This window comes from Marinobacter sp. G11, from assembly GCF_021282325.1.
In the GTDB taxonomy this organism is placed as follows: domain Bacteria; phylum Pseudomonadota; class Gammaproteobacteria; order Pseudomonadales; family Oleiphilaceae; genus Marinobacter; species Marinobacter vinifirmus.
This window is the reverse complement of the sequence record NZ_JAJSPB010000003.1, coordinates 16,129-33,330: the sequence shown is the minus strand read 5'-3', so window position 1 is coordinate 33,330 and position 17,202 is coordinate 16,129. Positions and strand designations below refer to the sequence as shown.

Here is a 17,202-nt window from a genome sequence, read left to right as displayed (position 1 = left end):
CAGCGGCCTGCTTCAGGCCGGATTGTGGTCAATGAGGGTGTCCTTGTTGCGGGCGAACTCGTCGAACGGGAAATCGTCGACGGTCAGCATTTCCAGCACCAGCGCCTCATACTCGCGCATGAAATCGGCCTCTTCCTGGCTGAAAATACCCGCTTCCAGGGCCGCCTCGAACCGTTCTTCCGGATGCAGGGCAGTCATGGGCAACTCGCCCTTGGCGTAGGCCTTGGTAGCTTTGCGGTACAACTGCTCTGCCTTGCCATAGTCCTTGAGCAGGCTGTTGTACTGAGCCAGCGGATTGGCCACATCACCCTCACCTGCCGTTGTCCACGCACTTTCTGTCAGCTTGCTGCGCACCGGAGTATCCGTGCTGATGCTGTTGGCCAGTTTGCGGGTAAGCTCGTCGCCCGGCTCAGCCCAGCGACGGCCCAGCGGCAGGGTTACCGCCCGCAACGCCATAGCGGCAGGCCGGTTGGGCAGGTTCTTCAGGAATTCGTCCAGGGCTTTCTCAGTGCGATGCAGCAGCAGGGTCATGCTGTATTGCATCAGTTCCTTCTCGCCATCCACCGGCTGGGTTTCATACCAGTTCTTGAGCACCATGGAGGCCAGGTACAGGTTGGCCAGCATGTCGCCGAGGCGCGCGGAAATCAGCTCACGCATTTTCAGCTCTCCGCCAAGGGTGGTCATGGCCGCGTCGGCACACAAGCCGAAGGCAGAACTGAAGCGGGCAAGGGCCTGGGCATAGGGCCGCGACGCGCTGTCAAACGGCACGTCCGCCTTGCCGATACCCAGGGCCTGGGTGAAAGCGCGGGCAGCGTTGCCGAAGATCAGGCCGGCGTGGCCGAAGAAGGCTTCATCGAAGGCCTTGATGTCATCGTTATCCTTGGCCGCCAGCTCCTTGAGTACATAGGGATGGCAGCGAATTGCGCCCTGGCCGAAGATCATCAGGCTGCGGGTCATGATATTCGCGCCTTCCACGGTGATCGACACCGCGGCACCACTGTAACCGATACCCAGATAGTTGCGCGGCCCCAGGGTAACCGTCTTGCCGCCGTGCACATCCATGGCATCGGTGAGGATGTCACGCTGGAACTCGGTCAGGTGGCACTTGAGAATGGCCGACGGCACCGCCGGCTTTTCGCCCTGGTCGATCATGTTGGCGGTATGGTTGACCGCAGACTGGGCAATGTAGGTCTTGGCAGCAATCCGCGCCAGCGGGGCCTGGACACCTTCCATCTCTGCCACCGGGGTGTTGAACTGGCGACGGATACGGGTGAAGCCACCGGCCGTGCCCACGGCATAGGCAGCCGCACCGGCAGCACCGGACGGCAGGGTGATACAGCGGCCAACCGACAGGCACTCAACCAGCATACGCCAGCCCTGACCGGCCATTTCCTGGCCACCGATGATGTAATCCAGCGGGATGAACACATCCTTGCCCTTGATCGGGCCGTTCATGAACGGCGAGCCGATGGGGCAATGGCGACGGCCGATGTCCATGCCGTCTGTATCCCGGGGAATCAGCGCACAGGTAATGCCGTGATCCCTGGTATCGCCCAGCAGGCCGTCCGGGTCGAACATCCGGAACGCCAGGCCCACCACCGTGGCCACCGGTGCCAGGGTAATCCAGCGCTTCTCGAAGTTCAGGCGGATGCCCAACACTTCCTTGCCGTCCACTTCCTGCTTGCACACGATACCGGTGTCCGGCAGGGAGGTGGCGTCGGAGCCCGCGCGCGGGCCGGTCAGGCCGAAACAGGGCACTTCCCGGCCATCCGCCAGGCGCGGCAGATAATAGTCTTTCTGCTCCTGGGTACCGTATTTGACCAGCAGCTCGCCCGGGCCGAGGGAGTTGGGCACGCCCACGGTCACCATCAGCATTTCATTGGCGGCCAGTTTCTGCAGTACCGCCGTCTGGGCCTTGGCCGAGAAACCCAGGCCACCGTATTCCTTCGGAATGATCATGCCGAAGAATTTTTCCTGCTTCAGGAAATCCCACAGTTCCTTGGGCAGGTCAGCCCGCTCTACCGCCAGGTCCCAGGCATTGCACATGGAAATCGCCTGGGTGCACTGGTTATCCACAAAGGCCTGTTCCTCATCGCTCAGGCCGGTATGACGCTTGATCAGCAGGTTGTGCCAGTCCGGGCGGCCGGTGAACAGCTCGCCGTCCCAGCCTACGGTGCCAGCCTCCAGGGCCACCTTTTCAGTGTCGGAAACCTTCGGCGCCACCTTCTTGAACATGGCGAACACCCGGGGGGTCAGCCAGTTCATGCGGAACTGGGGCAGACCGGCTGCGGCCGTGGCTGCCGCACCCAGGAACAGAAGCAGGGTCAGCCAGCCGGAGGCCATAAACAGGGACAGCACACCCACCACCAGCATCACGCCGATGGCCGGCTTGGCACCGGACTCCCGGCGCATCACAAACAGCAGGCCGGCCAGTGCTACCAGAAACAGAATCAAAGTCATCGCAAGTTCTCTCTGTCTTCCATGGATTAGAGCCTCCGGCACGCAGCCGGAGCCACTTCGCTAACACTTCGTTACGTTCAACTTACCCTAACAGATGCCTGTATTCCAGATAACACACCGGATTCAGACAGTTAGGAGCCTCAGGATGTGACAATCACCCGGATTCCCTCCAGCGCCAGGCTGGCATGGCCCACCGCCTCGCGGGCGGCTTCCAGCTGTTTGCGCAGGAAGTCGATTTCCTCATCGCGGATAGCCGGGTTTACTTTCTGCAGGGCTTCAAGGCGGCGGATTTCCGGTACAAAGCCGGCTTCCACCTGCGCCAGCGCCTTTTCCTGCAGTGGTTCGAGGTTCGGTTCGGCCAGCCGCTCGGCATGGTCCACCATGGTTTCCACTTCTGCCCGGATCTTGGGCACGATGGCCTGGGCCGTCCGGCGGCGGATGTTGGAACACAGCTCGTTCAGCCGGTCATGGGGCAGGGCCTTGGACAGGTCCCGGCCGTTGACGTCTACCACCAGGCGCAGCGGCGAAACCGGCAGGTAGCGGGTCAGCTGCAGGGCTTCCGGCGCCGGACAATGCACGGCGAACACAGCTTCCAGCAACAGGGTACCCGGCGGCAAGGCCTTGACCGACAGATTGGCCAGTGCCGCCTTGCCCAGGCCGGAACTGGTTACCGAATCCATCACCCCGGTCACGATCGGGTGCTCCCAGCTCATGAACGCCATGTCTTCCCGCTGCAGGGCCTGCTCCCGCTCCCAGGTGACGGTCAGCCCGTCTTCCGGCAACTCCGCCACATGGCCGGCCTGGTATTGCTCTCCGGGCTTGAGGACATCGGCGTGTTCGCTGTGGTCTTCCACATCAACACCCAGGATGTCGAACGCCTGCACCAGGTAATCCCGGACCCGGGCAGAGCCCTCTTCTTTCTCGATCTCGGCGATCAGCGCATTGGCTTCTTCGCGGCGACAGGAGTTCAGCTCGATCAAGGCATCCCGGCCGTTATGCAGCAGGGTTTTCAGGCGCCGGGTCTCTGCGGCGCTGTCCGCCAGCAGCGGCTCGATGACACTGTCATCGCCGTCCAGGGCTTTCTGCCAGTTATCGGCCACGTGTTCGTGCACCGCGACACCCACGGCGCAGCTCTCGGCAAAGGCGTTCAGGCCTTCATGGAACCAGCGGTACTGCAGCTCCTGGCTGGTGCCCTGCAGGTACGGGATATGAATCCGGATGGCTTCGGTCTGGCCGATACGATCCAGCCGGCCAATGCGCTGCTCCAGCAGGTCCGGGTTTTCCGGCAGGTCAAACAGCACCAGGTGATGGGCAAACTGGAAGTTGCGGCCCTCGCTGCCAATCTCGGAACAGATCAGCGCCTGGGCGCCCTGCTCGGTGTCGGCGAAGTAGGCCGCGGCCCGGTCCCGCTCCAGCAGGCTCAGGTGCTCATGGAAGGCAGCACTGCGGATACCGGCACGCAACTGCAAGTAATGTTCCAGCGCCATGGCGGTGTCGGCCCGGGCACAGATGACCACCACCTTGGCCGGGCGCAGGCTGGCCAGTTTCTTTTCCAGCCAGGCCACGCGGGGGTCATCGGCCAGCCATTGCTCTTCCGGGGCCGACTGCTCCGGCGCCAGGCCGGTTTTGCCGTGACGTACCTCTTCATAGAGTTCCGGGCACGGCAACGGCTCCGACAGCGGCTGGCGTTCGGGGAAGCCCTGAATGGCCGCACGGGTATTGCGGAACAGTACCCGGCCGGTGCCGTGGCGATCCAGCAGGGCATCAATCACGGCATGATGGGCGTTGTCGCGGGCCAGCAACTCGTCCAGTTCACTGCCAAGCCAGTCAGACAAGGCGGCCTTGTCGTCCTCGGCGATGGCGTCCGGGTTTTCCTGAAGCCGGCGCACCACCTGGTTGATACGCTCATACTGCTGCTCTTCCTGCCGGAATGTGTCCAGGTTATGGAACCGGGCCGGGTCCAGCAGGCGCAGCCGGGCAAAGTGACTGGCAATCCCGACCTGTTCCGGGGTGGCCGTCAGCAACAGCAAGCCCTTGCTGGCCCCAGACAGGCTTTCCACTACTTCATACTCGGGGCTGGCCTGCTCCGGCGACCAGGCCAGGTGGTGCGCTTCATCCACTACCATCAGGTCCCAGCCGGCGGCGAGGGCATGGTTCCTGGCCTTTTCGCTGCGCACCAGGAAGTCCAGGCTGCACAGCACCAGCTGGTCCGCCTCGAACGGGTTAACGCCGTCATCGTCGTCACCGAAGATGTGGTTTACCAGGGCATCGACATCATCTTCCTGGGCCTTGAGGTCGTCGTAGCGGCCCTGGTCGACGATGGAGAAACGCAGGTTGAAGCGGCGCAGCATTTCCACCAGCCACTGGTGAATCAGCGAATCCGGCACCACAATCAGGGCCCGGCGGGCGCGGCCGGTGTGCAGCTGGTAATGCAGGATCAGGCCGGCTTCGATGGTTTTACCCAGGCCCACTTCATCGGCCAGCAGTACCCGGGGCGCATGGCGCCGGGCCACTTCGTGGGCGATATAGAGCTGGTGCGGCAAATGCTGGGTCCGGGCGCCAATCAGCCCCTGGGCCGGCGAGGCCCGCAGGCGATCCATGTGCTCCAGGGTCGACACCCGCAACCGGAAGGCTCCGTTACGGTCGAACTGGCCGGCAAACAGGCGTTGGTGCGGGGCAGAAAAATTCACCGAACCGGCCAGCTTCACTTCCGAAACCTGGTGGATATTCTCGCCATCGTCGGCGTGGTACAGCAGAACGCCGTTCAGGTCTTCCACGGCGCGCACAATGTATTTCTCGCCTTCGAAAGTCTCTATTTCCTCACCCTGCTGGTACACAATCCGCGACAGGGGAGCATTATCGATGGCGTAGGTGCGCTCCTCATCGGCCGCGGGAAAGCCCAATGTGACCCTGCGCCCGGAAATGTCGGTAACAATTCCCAGACCCAAAGCGGTATCGCTGTGGCTTACCCAACGCTGACCAATGACAAATTCCGATGTTTCCAAGAAACCTCCGCTGACTGAATTACTTTTGGTTTGAATCGTTTTCACGCACCCAGAAGGCGGTGGCACCGCACACGGCCGCCGGCACCACCACCAGGTTGAGCACCGGCACCATGGCCGCAAGGGCCACCGGCAGGCCGAAGCCCAGGGCCGAAAGCCGGCTGGCTGCCAGGTCTTTTCTTAGTTTCGGGAAGCTGACCCGGTGGTTATCGGCCGGGAAATCCACATATTGCAGGGCCATCATCCAGCTGTTGAACAGGAACCAGAGCACCGCTGCCACCAGGTTAACGACCGGAATCAGGCCGATAATAAACAGGCCCAGCGCCCGGGGCAGGTAATAGGCAATTTTCTGGACTTCCCGCCACAGCGCCCGGGGAATGTCCTTGATAATGGCGGCCCAGCTGCCATCCGTGCTGACTTCCTGGCCGGTGAGGTGTTTTTCGGTCAACTCGGCCAGGTAACCATAAAAAGGAGAGCCGATCAGGTTGGCAACGATCACGAAGCCGTAGGCCAGCATCAGCAGGATAACCACGCCGTAGAGCAGCCAGAACAACCAATCGAGCGCTTGCAGCCATGCCCAGTCCGGCAGCCAGGCCATGGCACCGGCGATCATCAGGGAAAACATCTCGGCCAGGAAATAGAACATCAGCCCGAACAGGATGACGTTGATCACAACAGGAATGATCACGAACAGGCGCAGGCCGGGCTGGCGAATCAGCCTGAAGCCCTCCCCCAGGTAGCCCAGTCCGCGAAAAAAGTTTCCTTTGAGCATTGCTGGTGGTCCTCCGCTGCCATGACAATAACGGGGCGCAAAGCATATCATGTCAGCCTCGTTCCCACAGCACGCAACCACCTTCGGATTACCCTATGACGCGACTCTGGCCAACCATCCGGCATATTCTTCACATGCGCCGCCTGTGGCAGGCCGTGTTGCTGGTGTCGGTTGTCGCCATTCTGTACCTGGCCACCACCAGCAGCAGCTACCCGATTCCGTCGTCCGATAATGACAAGGTCAATCACCTGATTGCCTTTATCGAGCTGACCATCGTTACTCGGCTGGCCTGGCCGCGCCTGAGCGCCTTCTGGTATGCCCCGGCACTGCTGGGTTTCGGGCTGCTGCTGGAGGTGGTCCAGGCCAGCCTGCCCTACCGGGATTTTTCCCTGGCCGATGTGCTGGCAGACAGCCTGGGGATTGCCATCGGCATGCTGCCCTGGCCCGGCACACGCAGACCGCGCGAAATGGATTTGAGAGATTCGCCTGAATCCTTGTAAGAGATATCTCACAAGCCTGTAGGAACTTTCAGTGTCTTCACGTACGAAGACGCAGCCCGGCCCATAGCCACCTCCCGCAGGGCCATGAATTCAAAGAAAAAACTATTAACGTGATAGTTGAAGCCCGCAAATAGTGTGCGCCGGTCACACGTTTGTCAGATTGGCCTTGGTATAGTGGGAACCGTCAAGGATGACAGGGAAAAGGACGACGCACTGGATGCACCCCTGCAGGGACTGTGGGGAGAGGCAAGGACACAGGGATGCCTCGCTTAAGGGATAACGAATTGGATTGCTGGCTCGGACGCTGGCCATCAGGGAAAGACGCAAGGATTACGGCAACACGGCGGTTGCCCCGAGTGCACGGACGCACCACTTGTTCCGACTGTGAACTGCCCGGGATGGCGGTTCAAACCTGTTAAAGGGCAGCCCTTGAGCTGCCCTTTGTTTTTTTCTGCCACAGAAAATTCTCAGCCTGCACCTTCCGCCAGGTAGATACGCACCTTGTTGAACTCCTCGAATTCGTTCAGGTCTGGCCAGGTCCTGGCTTCAATCACCGTTTGCAGCTGATAGGCCGGGTTACCGAGATCCCGAACCCGCGAATCTGCCAGCAAAACCCGGCTTGCTGCCGCCCGGAACGCCTCCAGCAACGGCCGGTTGTCAGGGTCATAGAGCACATCGGCCGCGGTGACCAGGTCCAGGGATTCCGGCCGCGCCGCCCAGTCGTCACAAAGCTCCACCTGCACACCGTTAAGCCGGGCATTGGCCGCTGCAGCATCCAGCGCTGCCGGATCGATATCGCAGGCAATGGCACGGGCCGCACCCGCCCGCGCCGCAGCCACGGCAACCACGCCGGAGCCGGAGCCGAAATCCAGTACCGCTTTGCCAGCCACCAGCTCCGGATGCTGCAAAATCCAGCTGGCCAGCACCTGGCCGCTGGCCCAGCAGAATGACCAGTACGCCGGCTCTGCTACCACGGCCTGGGCTTCATCATGGCTCAGGGGACCTTCCAGTACCGAGGGATCAAACAGGTACAAGGGGAGGTCCGGGCAACCTGCCGGTGCCGATGCGGCCACCCGGCCACGGCTCAGGGTCTTGCGCAGGTGCTGGTTCAGGTGTTCCGGGGTCATTGCTGGCTCTCTCGGCAGTCCAAACCGCCATTGTACCCTAGTGTCCCGTCTGACTAATTCCTTAACCTACTGAGCATCTGCAAAGCCGAAGAGTTAGGCGTGCTGGTGAAAATTTGGTGGTTCCAAATCGAGACAGCAGAACGACACTATTCGGCTTTGCAGATGCTCCCGAAGGGCTTGCCTCTGAGGACTCTGAGCCTGTGTTGCCAGTCCTTGATGTGGAACCACCACACCTGCAGACTGTCGCCTTGGTCAGAGTCCTCAGAGGCAAGCAGTAGATTAAGGAATTAGTCAGACGGGACACTAGCCGGGATGCCCGGAAATCGGCACTCCGGTATACTGCCGCCCTACCCAGAACAACAGCGATCCGTTGACATGGCAAGCAGACCCGATACCAGCGATTACCTCAACCTGTTCCTGAGCGACGTTCCCCTGATGGACGTTCGCGCCCCGGTGGAGTTCAGCAAAGGCAGTTTTCCCAACGCCGAGAACGCGCCCCTGATGAACGACGGGGAACGCCACCGGGTGGGCATCTGCTACAAGGAAAAGGGCCAGGACAAGGCCATCGAGCTTGGCCACCAACTGGTCGCCGGTGATGTAAAAGCCCAGCGTATCGAAGCCTGGAAGCGCTTCGTAGCCCGTCACCCAGACGGCTACCTGTTCTGCTTTCGGGGTGGGTTACGCTCCCGGCTGACCCAGCAATGGATCAGGGACGCCGGCATTGATTACCCGCTGGTGAAAGGCGGCTACAAGGCCTTGCGGCGCTTTCTGATCGACAGCCTGGACCAGCTGATCGACAGCGAAGACTTCCGCATTCTCAGCGGCCGCACCGGCACCGGCAAAACCCGGGTGCTGATGGACCTGCCCAACCCGGTCGATCTGGAGGGCCTGGCCAACCACCGGGGCTCCAGCTTCGGCCGGCAAGTCACCCCGCAGCCGTCCCAGATCGATTTCGAAAACCACCTGGCGGTTGCCATGCTCAAGGCACACCACCAGGTGGGCGGGCCGGTGTACCTGGAAGACGAAAGCCGGCTGATCGGCCGCTGTGCGCTACCGGAACACTTCCGGGCCCGCATGAGCGAATCGCCGCTGCTGATCCTGGAACAGCCCATGGCAGAGCGTGTCGATATTATCCGCACCGACTATGTGGAACACATGCTGGCCGACTACATCGCCCGGGATGGCGAAGAAGCCGGCTGGCTGAACTTCCGGGACTACCTGCTGAGCGCCATCGACCGCATCCGGAAACGCCTGGGCGGGGCGCGCCACCAGGAACTTCGCGCCTTGATGGAGCAAGCCCTGGAGCAACAGGAACGCACCGGCGACACCAGCGGCCACCATCTCTGGATCGAAGCCCTGCTCACCGATTACTACGACCCCATGTACGATTACCAGCTGAGCCAGAAACAGGGCCGGATCCTGGTGCGGGGCGGCCCCGATGAAATCACGGCATATGCCAGAGAGCATCACAATCCGTATAACTAACCGCTGCGTAGCAACATTTTCTGACGCTGACATTTAATATGTCTGCTATATACTCTTTGTCAGATAAATATTGCGCTGGCAATCATTTGTCGGTTTTTAGCCACCTCAGAAAATACTAACGATCAAGGAGCTTCTCTATGGAAGACATCATCAATAACGGACAAGCGTCTGAATGGATTGACCAGGGCATCGCCCTAGTTATGGCCTACGCCCCGAAAGTAGTGCTGGCCATCATCACCCTCATTGTCGGCCTGTGGCTGATCAATCGCTTTGTCGGCGTGCTGGACAACAAACTGGGCAAGAAAGACCCGACCCTTAACAAATTCCTGTGCGGCCTGGCCGGCGCCATCCTCAAGATTCTGCTTCTTGTCTCCGTAGCCTCTATGGTCGGCATTGCCACCACCTCCTTCGTCGCCATTATCGGTGCCGCCGGTCTGGCCGTGGGCCTGGCCCTGCAAGGCAGCCTGGGCAACTTTGCCGGTGGCGTACTGATCCTGATCTTCAAGCCGTTCAAGGTGGGCGATGCCATCGAAGCACAGGGTTTCCTGGGTTCGGTGCGTGAAATCAGCATCCTGTACACCATCATCGACACCTTCGATAACCGTCGCGTGGTGATCCCGAACGGCCAGCTATCCAACGCCAGCCTGACCAACATGAGCGTGTACGAAACCCGTCGTTGCGATATGACCTTCGGCATCGGCTACAGCGACGACATCGACAAGGCCAAGGCAATCTGCAAGCGCCTGATCGAAGAAGACGAGCGCGCCCTGAAAGACCCGGCTCCGCTGATTGTGGTGGGTGGCCTGGGCGAAAGCTCTGTCGACCTGACCGTACGGGCCTGGACCAAGGCCGGCGACCTGTGGCCGTTCTACTGGGACATGCAGGAGCGCGTGAAGAAAGCGTTCGACGCCGAGGGTATCTCCATCCCTTTCCCGCAGCGCGACGTGCATATGTACAAGGCTGACTGACCGGAAGCCTGTCACACAGACACAACCGGTTATTCGCAAACTGCAGATCCTGCGCTAAGCTGTCGGTAAGGCGGGAAGTCACCCCGCCTTACCGGAGCCTGGCCCGGGATTGGCAGACGGCTCTGCAACACTGTCCATGTTGTCAGGAGGTTGTGAACATGCCGGTACAGCAGTTAAAAGATTACCTGGACGAGGCCAATGTGGAATACATGTGCCTATCCCACCCTCCCGCCTTTACTGCCCAACAACTCGCCCACCATGTGAAGATTGCCGGTGACCGTGTGGTTAAAACCGTAATCATCGAACTGGATGGCAAGATGGCCATGCTGGTGATGCCCGCCACCTGGCGCGTACGTTGGGACAGGTTGTCCCGCATTCTCGACACCGACTTTGTGGAACTGGCAGACGAACAGGAATTCCAGGACAGTTTCCCGGATTGCGAAGTGGGCGCCATGCCACCGTTCGGCAACCTGTTCGGGATGACGGTTTATTGCGCCGAAGTACTCACCGAACAGCCCGAGCTGGCCTTTGCCGCCGGTAGCCACACCGAGTCCATCCACATGAAAACCCGGGATTTCCTGAACCTGGTGCAACCCATGGTGATCAATCAGGGCTTCACCCGCCCGGGCACCCAGAAACCGGCCTGGCTACTGAAGAACCGCAAAAGACCGGAACCCCGGAAGGAAACCCTGCTGGCCGGATACTGAAACCCGCCGGATTGACTCCGGTCGCTTGTCTGGCGCCCGGCATCGCGTAAACTGATGCCAACAGACAGGAACCGGATATGAACCAAGCATTTGACATCATTATCGTGGGCGCCGGCATGGTCGGCGCCGCACTTGCCACCGGCCTTGGTCAGCAAGGCATCCGTGTGGCCCTGATCGACAAAGCCGAACCCAGCGCCTTCGATGCCTCCAGTGCCCCGGATATCCGGGTGTCGGCCCTGAGTGCCGGCAGCGAACGCTACCTGGACAGCCTGGGAGCCTGGCATTCCATCCTGGCCATGCGCGCCACACCCTATCGCCGCCTTGCGGTGTGGGACGAAACCCCCAACCCCCTGAGCCGACTGCTGCCAACCTCCCTGACCGAAGTGGAATTCAGTGCCGAACAGCTCGGCGCCCGCCACCTGGGCCACATTGTGGAAAACAGCATCACCCAGCAGGCGCTCTGGCAGAGCGCCGAAGCCGAGCCGGACGTGACCCTGATAACCGGCCGCAGCGTGCAGGACCTGAAGCAGGATCAACAACAGGCCCGGGTCACCCTGGATGATGGCAGCCAACTGGAAGCACAGCTGGTCATCGGTGCGGACGGCGCTATGTCACGGGTTCGGGACCTGGCCGGCATCGGCGTTACCCGCGATCAATACGACCAGCAGGCCATGGTGATTTCCGTGCGTTACCGGGGCAGCGTAGAAGACATCACCTGGCAAGGCTTCTTCCCCAGCGGTCCGCGGGCCTTTTTACCCCTGCACAGCGCCGGCGAACAGTTCCCCGGTGAATGCTGGGGCTCGCTGGTATGGTATGACCACCCGGCCCCGCTGGCGCAGCTCAAGGCCATGGATGAACCGGCATTGATGGCCGAGATCCAGAAACGGTTCCCCGCCCGCCTGCCGGAGCTGACCCATATCGATGCCCGGGCCAGCTTCCCCATTGCCCGCCAGCACGCCAAACACTATTACCTGAACCGGGTGGTACTGGCCGGCGACGCGGCCCACACCATCAACCCGCTGGCCGGCCAGGGCGTAAACCTGGGTTTCCAGGATGCCCAGTGCCTGCAAGGTTTGCTGAAAGAAGCCCGGCGCGGTGGTGACGACCTCGCCTGCGAACGCTGGCTGGCCCTGTACGAACAGCAACGCCGGCCCGCCAACCAGCGCATGATGCTGGCCATGGACCTGTTCTATCATCTGTTCAGCAACGCCATACCGCCGGTACACCTGGCCCGCAACCTGGGCCTCGGCGCCGCCCGCGCCCTGCCCTTTGCCCGCAACCGCGTCGCCCGCTACGCCATGGGGCTAGACGACAAACTGCCCGCACCGCTTCAACAAATGGTCAATCGTCTGCCGGGTCTCGGCAGTCTATAGTGGTCAACTTGCACGCTTAACAACGAACAGGGAGTTTTCATGTCGGAAACCATTTTCACCAAAATCATCAACCGGGAAATCCCGGCGGACATCGTCTATGAAGACGACCTCAGCCTGGCCTTCAGGGACATCAATCCCCAGGCACCGGTGCACCTGCTGATCATCCCGAAAAAGGCGATCGCTACGATTAACGACATTGAAGAAGGCGACCGGGAAGTGGTGGGGCACCTGTACTGGGTAGCGAGCAAGCTGGCCAAAGACATGGGCTTTGCCGACGACGGCTACCGGGTAGTGATGAACTGCGGAGAGAATGCCGGGCAGACGGTGTTCCACATCCATCTGCACCTGCTGGCCGGCAAGCCACTGGGCTGGCCGCCTTACACTGACAAGATGAAGCAAGCCTGATTGCAGGCATCACGGGCGGAACCCGATATCACCGGATTCCGCCCTGGGTATCAGCGGCCGACGACGCGCTCTGCTTCTTCCATCGGCGAATGGCGAATATCCTCACCCTTGGCCATGAAAATGACGTGCTCGGCGATGTTACAGGCGTGGTCACCAATGCGCTCGAGTGCGCGCAGTACCCACATCACCATCATGCAACGGGTGATGTTGCGGGTATCTTCCATCATGAAGGTCAGCAAGGCCCGGGCCGCAGCCTGGTACTCTTCATCGACCTGCTTGTCTTCTTTCATGATGCGCAGGGCCTGCTCGGAATCCAGCCGGGCAAAGGCATCCAGGGCATCGTGCAGCATGCTGAGCACGTGGGTGCCGATGTGGCGGATTTCCACGTAACCCCGGGGAGCCTGGCCTTCTTCGGTCAGTTTGATGGCCATCTTGGCAATTTTCTTGGCTTCGTCACCCACACGTTCCAGGTCCGCCACCATCTTGATCACGGAAATCACCAGGCGCAGGTCCCGGGCTGTCGGTTGCCGGCGGGCGATGACCAGGATGGCTTCTTCATCCAGGTCCATTTCCATCTTGTCGACCAGCTTGTCGCCAAGGCGGACTTTTTCCGCCAGCTGGCCGTCACTGTCAACCAGTGACTGGATAGCCTGCTCCACCTGGCTTTCCACCATGCCCCCCATGTTCAGGAACTGGGTTTTCAGCTCGTTCAGTTCATCGTTGAACTTACCGGAGATGTGATCTCCGTATACATCATCCTTTCTGTTCGGCATTTTCTTTGTCTCCAAGGTTCCCGGGCCTGATTAACCAAAACGACCGGTGATGTAGGATTCGGTCAGTTCGTGGTCCGGCGAAGTAAATACTTTGTCGGTCTCGTTCACTTCCACCAGGTGGCCCAGATGGAAGTACGCCGTGCGGTTGGATACCCGGGCGGCCTGCTGCATCGAGTGGGTTACGATCACAATGGTGTAGCTCTCGGACATTTCCGCGATCAACTCTTCCACCTTGGCGGTAGCGATCGGGTCCAGGGCCGAACAGGGCTCGTCCATCAGGATCACTTCGGGGCTGACGGCAATGGCCCGGGCAATACACAGGCGCTGCTGCTGACCGCCGGACATGCCGGTGGCAGTGGCATCCAGGCGGTCTTTTACCTCGTTCCACAGGCCAGCCTTGCGCAGGCTGTCTTCCACGATATCGTCCAGGTCTGACTTGCGATTGGCCAGGCCGTGAATACGCGGGCCGTAGGCCACGTTGTCGTAGATCGACTTGGGGAACGGGTTCGGCTTCTGGAATACCATGCCAACCCGGGCCCGCAGCTCAACCACGTCACGCTTGGAGTCGTAGATGTTCTGGTCATCCAGCATCAACTCGCCTTTCACGCTACAGATATCGATGCTGTCGTTCATCCGGTTCAGGCAGCGCAGGAAGGTGGACTTGCCGCACCCGGACGGGCCGATAAAGGCAATCACTTCGTTGCGGGCAATATCCAGGCTGATCTTCTTGATGGCCCGGCTTTCGCCGTAAAACACCTCAACATCCCGCAGCTTGAACTTCGGGTCGTCGGCGTAGGGGCTGCCAACGGTAACCCCTTCCTGGATGATCGTCTCTGCCGGGCGCTCGTCCTGTACGGGAACAGCGGGCGCCTCGGTGGTTTCGGTGTTGCTGGTTACTGTCGAATTCATAGTGTTCATGGTTTAACTCCTTACCACCGGCGCTCAAGACGTTTACGGAGCCAGATGGCCAATGCATTCATGGTGATCATAAAGGTCAGCAGGATCATGATTCCGGCAGAGGCAAGTTCAACAAAGCCCTGCTCGGCACTGCTGGCCCAGAGGTAAATCTGTACCGGGAGCACAGTGGCGGAACTGAAGAAACCGTCAGGAATCTCCACGATGAATGCCACCATACCGATCAGCAGCAGCGGTGCTGTCTCCCCCAGTGCCTGGGCCATGCCGATGATCGAACCGGTCATCATGCCGGGCATGGCCAGGGGCACCACATGGTGCAGCACCACCTGCATTTTCGAGGCGCCGATGCCTTCCGCCGCTTCACGGATAGAGGGCGGCACACTCTTGATGGCCGCACGGCTGGAAATGATGATGGTGGGCAGGGTCATCAGCGCCAGCACCAGGCCACCCAATACCGGTACGGAGCGCGGCAAGCCGAACACCCCGATAAACACCGCCAGGCCCAACAGGCCGAAGATGATCGACGGTACCGCCGCCAGGTTGTTGATGTTGACTTCGATAAAATCGGTGAACTTGTTCTGGGGCGCAAATTCCTCCAGGTACACCGCTGCCGCAACCCCCATCGGGAAGGCAATCACCAGGGTAACCACCATGGTCAGCAGGGAGCCGACAATGGCGCCCAGAATACCGGCATTGGACGGCTCCCGGGAATCGCCCCGGCTGAAGAACACATCGTTGAAACCGGTGTCTACCACGCCCTTCTGAACCAGCTCATCCACCCAGCGCTGCTGCTGTTCCGACAAACGGATGCTGTAGGCCGGATTGTCGGCATGTTTCACATAGACCGACACCGTGTCGTGCACCAGGAACTCCATGGTCTGGGTAGTACCCAACAATTCCGGCTGCCGGGCCAGCAGGTCCTTGATCTGGTTGCTGGCATAGCTACCCGCCAACCGGCTCAGCTCCCGAAGGTCCTTACGCTCCTCCACCTCGGGAAAATGCTTCTGCAGAGCCGTTATAATGGGCGCCTGGAAGTCCGCCATGGACATCTGGTCTTTGTCAGACGCGTCATCCAGGTACATCTGCTCGCCATCAAGCACCACCTCAAGGGTCATGGTGGTCTTGATAAAGCCGGTGTAGCCCTTGCCGATGATGTCGGTAAACAGTACCACCAGGGACAACAAGGCGATAGCGATGGCGGTCATGCCGTAGAGCCGGAACCGGCGCTCCTTGCGGTACCGCCGCTTGAGTGACTGGCGGACAATCTCCGCCTGTGAACGTTGATCAGTCATACTGTTCCCTATACTTGCGGACAATCTTCAGGGCAACCACGTTGAGGGCCAGGGTTACGATGAACAGCATCATGCCCAGGGCAAACGCGGCCAGGGTCTTGGCGCTGTCGAATTCCTGGTCACCGGTCAGCAGGGTGACAATCTGCACCGTAACCGTGGTGACGGAATCCAGCGGATTGGCCGTCAGGTTGGCTGCCAGGCCTGCTGCCATCACCACAATCATGGTTTCACCGATGGCCCGGGAAGCCGCCAGCAGGATGCCGCCCATAATGCCCGGCAGGGCCGCGGGGAAAATCACGTTCTTCATGGTTTCTGACTGGGTGGCACCCAGTGCCAGGGAACCGTCCCGCAGGGTCTGGGGTACGGCGTTGATCACGTCGTCAGACAACGATGAAACAAACGGAATAATCATGACACCCATCACCAGGCCCGCCGCCAGCGCGCTCTGGGATGAGGCTTCAAGGCCGATACGTTCAGCCAGGTCCCGTATGAACGGGGCAACCGTAAGGGCCGCAAAAAAGCCGTATACCACGGTTGGGACACCTGCCAGCATTTCCAGCAGCGGCTTGATCACCGCCCGGGCCGGCCTGGTTGCGTACTCAGACAGGTACACCGCAGACAGCAACCCCACAGGTACCGCTACCAGCAGCGCAATGGCCGAAATCAGCAGGGTGCCGGTGAACAGCGGGATGATACCGAAAGCACCGTCTGAACCTACCTGGTCGGCACGCAGGGCAGTCTGGGGGCTCCAGGACGTGCCGAACAGAAACTCGGTAATGGGAACCTTGCCGAAGAACCGGAAGGTTTCAAAAATCACGGAAAAGACAATACCGACGGTGGTCAACACGGCAACCGCCGCACAGACAAAGAAAATCCACCGCAAGGTGCGCTCCACGTTTTCGCGGGCGTTGATGTGGGGTTGTACCCGGGTCCAGGCATAGGCAGCGCCCAGTACCGCAAGAAGAATCACCAGCGTGGCCTTGAAGCTGGCACTGCGCTGTTTGAGGGCGTCCAGAAGGTCCGCCGCACCCACCACTTCCGGGGGTACAAACTGCGGATCCAGCTTGCCGGCTGCCACGTTGTTGATCTGCGAAAGGATAAGGCTCGCCTGCCCGTCAGACTCAGGTGCAAGTTCTGCCGGCAACGAAGCCACCACATAGTTCTGGATAACCTTGCCTTCAAAACCCGCCCACAGCGCCAGGACAATCAGCGCAGGGATCGCGCACCACAAAGCGGCACGGGCCGCGTAGTAAAAGGGCAGCGCCTTCAGATTGCGAATACCGCCGATGGGCTCGGCTACCGCGCGCGAGCGCATGTAGGACAAACCATAGGCGATGACGGCAATCACCAGGATCAGAGGCAACAGATTGGCCGTTTGCATAACGTTCTCTGTATCGTGTAAATGTTGAGTTAAAGCCAGCTC

Annotated in this window: 14 protein-coding genes; 6 read left to right on the top strand and 8 right to left on the bottom strand. The window is 60.5% G+C overall.

Going from position 1 to position 17,202, the window contains the following annotated elements:
* Positions 1-12: 12 nt before the first annotated feature.
* From LWH94_RS02715 to cysZ, 3 genes are all read right to left on the bottom strand, one after another.
* Positions 13-2,460, bottom strand: coding sequence for an acyl-CoA dehydrogenase (locus LWH94_RS02715; protein WP_232901170.1), 2,448 nt, complete (start codon positions 2,458-2,460; stop codon positions 13-15).
* 140 nt (positions 2,461-2,600) lie between these two features.
* On the bottom strand, positions 2,601-5,465 hold the full coding sequence (gene rapA, locus LWH94_RS02710) for an RNA polymerase-associated protein RapA (protein ID WP_232901169.1): 2,865 nt from the start codon (positions 5,463-5,465) through the stop codon (positions 2,601-2,603).
* Between the two features lie 19 nt (positions 5,466-5,484).
* Positions 5,485-6,234: a sulfate transporter CysZ gene (gene cysZ / locus LWH94_RS02705; RefSeq protein WP_232901168.1), complete on the bottom strand. Its 750-nt coding sequence runs from the start codon at positions 6,232-6,234 to the stop codon at positions 5,485-5,487.
* A 95-nt stretch (positions 6,235-6,329) separates the two neighbouring features.
* Here cysZ and LWH94_RS02700 point away from each other — a divergent pair, with 95 nt between their 5' ends.
* Positions 6,330-6,734: a VanZ family protein gene (locus LWH94_RS02700; RefSeq protein WP_232901167.1), complete on the top strand. Its 405-nt coding sequence runs from the start codon at positions 6,330-6,332 to the stop codon at positions 6,732-6,734.
* A gap of 467 nt (positions 6,735-7,201) precedes the next feature.
* On the opposite strand, the gene LWH94_RS02695 is transcribed toward LWH94_RS02700, so the two are convergent.
* Positions 7,202-7,861, bottom strand: a complete 660-nt coding sequence (locus LWH94_RS02695; protein ID WP_022988508.1) for a 50S ribosomal protein L11 methyltransferase — start codon at positions 7,859-7,861, stop codon at positions 7,202-7,204.
* 375 nt (positions 7,862-8,236) lie between these two features.
* Between LWH94_RS02695 and mnmH the strand changes: the two genes are divergently transcribed.
* From mnmH to LWH94_RS02670, 5 genes are all read left to right on the top strand, one after another.
* Positions 8,237-9,346, top strand: a complete 1,110-nt coding sequence (gene mnmH, locus LWH94_RS02690; RefSeq protein ID WP_232901166.1) for a tRNA 2-selenouridine(34) synthase MnmH — start codon at positions 8,237-8,239, stop codon at positions 9,344-9,346.
* 137 nt (positions 9,347-9,483) lie between these two features.
* A complete protein-coding gene (locus tag LWH94_RS02685; protein WP_232901165.1) occupies positions 9,484-10,314 on the top strand; it encodes a mechanosensitive ion channel family protein in 831 nt (276 codons plus the stop codon).
* A 158-nt stretch (positions 10,315-10,472) separates the two neighbouring features.
* A complete protein-coding gene (locus LWH94_RS02680) occupies positions 10,473-11,021 on the top strand; it encodes an aminoacyl-tRNA deacylase (RefSeq protein WP_232901164.1) in 549 nt (182 codons plus the stop codon).
* A 77-nt stretch (positions 11,022-11,098) separates the two neighbouring features.
* Entirely contained in the window at positions 11,099-12,394 is a 1,296-nt protein-coding gene (locus LWH94_RS02675; RefSeq protein ID WP_232901163.1) for an FAD-dependent oxidoreductase, read from the top strand.
* Between the two features lie 39 nt (positions 12,395-12,433).
* Positions 12,434-12,799: a histidine triad nucleotide-binding protein gene (locus tag LWH94_RS02670; RefSeq protein WP_232901162.1), complete on the top strand. Its 366-nt coding sequence runs from the start codon at positions 12,434-12,436 to the stop codon at positions 12,797-12,799.
* 50 nt (positions 12,800-12,849) lie between these two features.
* Here the strand turns inward: LWH94_RS02670 and phoU are convergent, their stop codons facing one another.
* The 4 genes from phoU to pstC are packed head-to-tail and all read right to left on the bottom strand — an operon-like array spanning position 12,850 to position 17,160.
* Positions 12,850-13,572, bottom strand: coding sequence for a phosphate signaling complex protein PhoU (gene phoU / locus LWH94_RS02665; RefSeq protein WP_058342005.1), 723 nt, complete (start codon positions 13,570-13,572; stop codon positions 12,850-12,852).
* Between the two features lie 30 nt (positions 13,573-13,602).
* The gene (pstB, locus tag LWH94_RS02660; protein WP_058342006.1) at positions 13,603-14,490 is read right to left on the bottom strand and encodes a phosphate ABC transporter ATP-binding protein PstB; all 888 of its coding nucleotides are present in this window, start codon (positions 14,488-14,490) and stop codon (positions 13,603-13,605) included.
* 11 nt (positions 14,491-14,501) lie between these two features.
* The gene (gene pstA, locus LWH94_RS02655) at positions 14,502-15,779 is read right to left on the bottom strand and encodes a phosphate ABC transporter permease PstA (RefSeq protein WP_232901161.1); all 1,278 of its coding nucleotides are present in this window, start codon (positions 15,777-15,779) and stop codon (positions 14,502-14,504) included.
* Positions 15,772-17,160, bottom strand: coding sequence for a phosphate ABC transporter permease subunit PstC (gene pstC, locus LWH94_RS02650; RefSeq protein ID WP_094624914.1), 1,389 nt, complete (start codon positions 17,158-17,160; stop codon positions 15,772-15,774). Before pstC ends, pstA begins: the two co-directional genes overlap by 8 nt.
* Positions 17,161-17,202 lie beyond the last annotated feature (42 nt).

What these genes read in the sequence shown, in the direction of transcription:
- LWH94_RS02715 (WP_232901170.1), bottom strand. Translation starts at nt 2,460, where the DNA reads ATGACTTTGATTCTGTTTCTGGTAGCACTGGCCGGCCTGCTGTTTGTG.
- cysZ (WP_232901168.1), bottom strand. Translation starts at nt 6,234, where the DNA reads ATGCTCAAAGGAAACTTTTTTCGCGGACTGGGCTACCTGGGGGAGGGC.
- LWH94_RS02700 (WP_232901167.1), top strand. Translation starts at nt 6,330, where the DNA reads ATGACGCGACTCTGGCCAACCATCCGGCATATTCTTCACATGCGCCGC.
- LWH94_RS02695 (WP_022988508.1), bottom strand. Translation starts at nt 7,861, where the DNA reads ATGACCCCGGAACACCTGAACCAGCACCTGCGCAAGACCCTGAGCCGT.
- mnmH (WP_232901166.1), top strand. Translation starts at nt 8,237, where the DNA reads ATGGCAAGCAGACCCGATACCAGCGATTACCTCAACCTGTTCCTGAGC.
- LWH94_RS02685 (WP_232901165.1), top strand. Translation starts at nt 9,484, where the DNA reads ATGGAAGACATCATCAATAACGGACAAGCGTCTGAATGGATTGACCAG.
- LWH94_RS02680 (WP_232901164.1), top strand. Translation starts at nt 10,473, where the DNA reads ATGCCGGTACAGCAGTTAAAAGATTACCTGGACGAGGCCAATGTGGAA.
- LWH94_RS02675 (WP_232901163.1), top strand. Translation starts at nt 11,099, where the DNA reads ATGAACCAAGCATTTGACATCATTATCGTGGGCGCCGGCATGGTCGGC.
- LWH94_RS02670 (WP_232901162.1), top strand. Translation starts at nt 12,434, where the DNA reads ATGTCGGAAACCATTTTCACCAAAATCATCAACCGGGAAATCCCGGCG.
- phoU (WP_058342005.1), bottom strand. Translation starts at nt 13,572, where the DNA reads ATGCCGAACAGAAAGGATGATGTATACGGAGATCACATCTCCGGTAAG.
- pstB (WP_058342006.1), bottom strand. Translation starts at nt 14,490, where the DNA reads ATGAACACTATGAATTCGACAGTAACCAGCAACACCGAAACCACCGAG.
- pstA (WP_232901161.1), bottom strand. Translation starts at nt 15,779, where the DNA reads ATGACTGATCAACGTTCACAGGCGGAGATTGTCCGCCAGTCACTCAAG.
- pstC (WP_094624914.1), bottom strand. Translation starts at nt 17,160, where the DNA reads ATGCAAACGGCCAATCTGTTGCCTCTGATCCTGGTGATTGCCGTCATC.